At 69.3% G+C, this 2,575-nt stretch carries 4 protein-coding genes; all 4 read left to right on the forward strand.

Going from position 1 to position 2,575, the window contains the following annotated elements:
- A partial coding sequence (locus DSP71_RS22635) for an aldehyde dehydrogenase family protein (RefSeq protein WP_220151082.1) occupies positions 1-499 on the forward strand: 499 nt, incomplete at its 5' end.
- Positions 496-1,254 carry a gamma-glutamyl-gamma-aminobutyrate hydrolase family protein gene (locus DSP71_RS06235; protein WP_179516367.1) on the forward strand — a complete coding sequence of 253 codons (759 nt, stop codon included), beginning with the start codon at positions 496-498 and terminating at the stop codon, positions 1,252-1,254. The genes DSP71_RS22635 and DSP71_RS06235, both read left to right, overlap by 4 nt.
- Positions 1,251-1,721 carry a DUF3830 family protein gene (locus tag DSP71_RS06240; protein WP_017829890.1) on the forward strand — a complete coding sequence of 157 codons (471 nt, stop codon included), beginning with the start codon at positions 1,251-1,253 and terminating at the stop codon, positions 1,719-1,721. The genes DSP71_RS06235 and DSP71_RS06240 overlap by 4 nt, the downstream gene beginning before the upstream one ends.
- A 41-nt stretch (positions 1,722-1,762) precedes the next feature.
- The coding region (locus DSP71_RS06245) for an extracellular solute-binding protein (protein WP_258546293.1) at positions 1,763-2,575 on the forward strand (813 nt) is incomplete at its 3' end.

Genomic DNA, 2,575 nt, shown 5'->3' on the forward strand with positions numbered 1-2,575 from the left:
CCCGTTCGACGTGTCCACCTCGATGGGGGCGATCGTGAGCGAGAAGCAGCTCGCGGGCATCGCGGGCTTCGTCGAGCGCGCCCAGGCCGAGGGCGCGGAGCTGGCCGCCGGCAGCGCCGAGCGATTCCAGGCCGTCGACGGCGGCAGCTACTTCGCCCCCGTCGTGCTCGGCGTCACGCCCGCGCACGAGGTGGCCCGGCGCGAGGTCTTCGGACCCGTGCTCTCGGTCATCGCCTACGACGACGTGGAAGACGCGCTCGCCATCGCCAACGGCACCGAGTACGGCCTCGCCGCGGCGCTCTGGAGCAACGATCTGAACGCCGTCCACACCCTCTCTCGGCGGCTCCGGGCTGGCGTGGTCTGGGTCAACTGCTTCGAGGAGGGCGACATGACGATCCCCTTCGGCGGCGTCAAGGGGTCGGGCTTCGGACGGGATAAGAGCCTGCACGCCCTCGAGAAGTTCACCGACCTGAAGACCACGTGGATCGAGCTCTCGTGACCCGCCCGTTCATCGGCATCACCACCTGGCGCCGTTCCATCGACACCGACCTGGGCAGCGGTCGCCCGGCGCACACCCTCGGCACCGAGTACGCCTCTCCCGTCGAGGCGGCCGGCGGTGCGGTCGTGCTGCTGCCTCCCACGGCGGGGGTCGACGAGGTGCTCGACCGCATCGACGGGCTCGTGCTCTCCGGCGGCGAGGACGTGCACCCCTCCCGCTACGGTGCCGAGCCGCAGGAGGGGAAGAACTACGACCCCTCCCGCGACGGCTATGAGATCGCGCTCGCACTCGGTGCTCGGCGCCGGGGGATCCCCGTCCTGGCGATCTGCCGCGGGCTCCAGGTGAGCAACATCGCCTTCGGGGGCACACTCCTCGTCGACATCCCGGCCACCGAGCACCACGAGCCGGTGCGCGGCGCCGACCAGCAGCTCGCGGCGCGGCACCCGGTCCTCCTCGCGGAGGACAGTCGCCTCGCCTCGCTCTACGGCACCCGACAGCGGACCGTGAACACCATCCACCACCAGTCGATCGACGCCCCCGCACCCGGCCTCCGCCCGGTCGCCTGGGCACCGGACGGGATCGTCGAAGCAGTGGAGGCCGACGGCGACTGGCCGTTCTGGGCTGTGCAGTGGCACCCCGAGAAGATGATCGCCCCCGATGAGGCCGCAGAGGAGATGCCGCTGTTCGCGGCGTTCGTCTCGGCCGCCCGTGAAAGAGCAGCGGAACACCCCGCGGCAGAGAAAGGAACACGATGACCAAGCAGGTCTTCCTCGAGTACGAGAACGGCGTCCGCGCCGTCGCCACCCTGTTCGAGGACCTCGCCCCTCGCACGTGCGAGGCCATGTGGGGTGCGCTGGAGAAGCCGGTCACCATGCAGGCGATGCACGCCATGTACGCGGGCCCCGAGGTCATGGTCGGCCTTCCCGAGGAGGCGCAGAACTTCGACCCCGAGAAGGTACCGTTCGAGAACCAGCAGGTCGTGCCGGCGCCGGGTGACCTGCAGTGGTACTGGCAGCGTCCGATGCAGATGGGCGGCCTGCCGTTCGAGTGGTACGAGATCGGCGTCTTCTACGATCGTGGTGCCCGTACTCTCGGCCCGCTCGGATGGACACCCGTCAACATCTGGGGCGGCATCACCGAAGGACTCGCCGAGTTCGCCAAGGAGAGCGCGGCCATCCGCATCGACGGAGCGAAGCAGCTCACCATCGGACGCCTGGTCTAAGGCGTTCACTCAGTGCTGGACCCATCCCGAAGGAGCAGTGCATGAATACCCGAAGAATCCTCACCGCCGGAGCGCTCGTCGCCACCGGTGCCCTCGTCCTCGCCGGATGCTCGACCGGTGACGACACCGCAGCGTCAGGCGGCGACAAGGAGTTCGCCGGCGAGACCATCGTGGTCACGTCGTTCGGCGGCGACTGGGAGAAGGCCTTCATCGAGGCCGTCGTCGATCCCTTCGAGGAGGAGACCGGCGCCAAGGTCGAGCTGATCACGCTGTACAGCGCCGACGCCCTCGCGCAGGTCACCGCCCAGAAGGCGAGCCCGCAGATCGATGTCGTGCACTTCTCCGGCGGGCAGGAATTCACCGCTGCGGAGCAGGGGCTCATCGCCCCGATCGCCGCGGATGACCTCTCCGAGACCGGCGACCTGATCGACCTGGCGACCGCCGGGCTCGAGCGCGGTGAAGGCCCGGTCATCCAGCTCGCACCGATCGGACTCGTCTACAACACCGAGGCCGACGCTCCTGCGCCCACCTCGTGGCTCGACCTGTTCGACGAGGCCTACGCCGGTCACGTCGCACTCACGGACTTCTCGAACACGTACGGCGTGCTCTCGATGCTCCGTGTCGCGGACGCCCTCGGCGGCGGGATCGACGACACCTCGCAGGCGATCACCGACCTGGGTGCGCTGGCGTCGTCGGGTGACGCGATCGTCGTCCCGACCTCGCCCGATCTGCAGACCGCGTTCGCACAGCGCGACACGTGGCTCGCACCGTACGCGATGGACTACGCCGGCACGCTGCAGGACGCGGGCCTTCCGGTGGAGTTCATCGTCCCGGAAGAGGGCGTCACCGCCTCT

Source organism: Microbacterium sp. H6, from assembly GCF_003314775.1.
Taxonomy (GTDB): domain Bacteria; phylum Actinomycetota; class Actinomycetes; order Actinomycetales; family Microbacteriaceae; genus Microbacterium; species Microbacterium oxydans.

Coding starts and splice junctions, on each gene's coding strand:
- DSP71_RS06240 (WP_017829890.1), top strand. CDS start 1,251: ATGACCAAGCAGGTCTTCCTCGAGTACGAGAACGGCGTCCGCGCCGTC.